Source organism: Vibrio sp. 1402, assembly GCF_033340275.1.
On record NZ_JAWOWE010000295.1, the window covers coordinates 1 to 685 of the forward strand.

At 37.7% G+C, this 685-nt stretch carries 1 protein-coding gene; it reads right to left on the minus strand.

Going from position 1 to position 685, the window contains the following annotated elements:
• Nucleotides 1-260, minus strand: a 260-nt coding sequence (locus tag R7044_RS25655) for a plasmid recombination protein (RefSeq protein WP_225456053.1), incomplete at its 3' end; no start/stop codon positions are given.
• Nucleotides 261-685: the final 425 nt, after the last annotated feature.

Genomic DNA, 685 nt, shown 5'->3' on the forward strand with positions numbered 1-685 from the left:
GGCTTAATTAGTTCAGGGCTTAATTGCAATAACCCTTCCATTGCCAAAACCGAATTCTTTCTCGGCTCTTTATCTAATATTTCCAGCCGACCCTTTACGTCTGCTGCTAAATTATTAGTGCCGTGAAAGTACCTATTCAGTTTATTTAACTGAGGGTTTGCGTTAGGTGTGTTTTTATGGTGGCGGTGCTGATGTGCGCCTGCCTGCCTTATATTTGCCACATTTTTAATTTTGGCAAATCTTAATATCGTGGTTCCCATATAATTTATTTAAATTATAGGTAATCACGACCTTACAAACAAATGTATATATACAAAGCTCCGCAAAGTATATATACAAAGGTTTGTATACTCACTATACAAAGTACCTTTGTGTTCGGGGCTGCGCCCAAAAGAAAAGCCACCCTTTGGTGGCTTAAAATAACCTTGGCTTTACAGCTAGGTTATTATTTTTCCCTTCACAGTCTCCGCAATAAAATCCTTTATTCTGACTGTAAGGTAAAAGGAAATTAAATTTCCTTTTACATGTATCGCAACGTCTTGGATCTGGTTTAAGCATCTTGAAGGTTTTTATACAAATCTTCGTAGTTACTTTCTTCTGGGCAGTCTTCGTATTTCCATCGCTTATATCCACAATGGCTACAAACCTCTTCCCAAAATACTATTTCCTCATATGGGATTCCCTC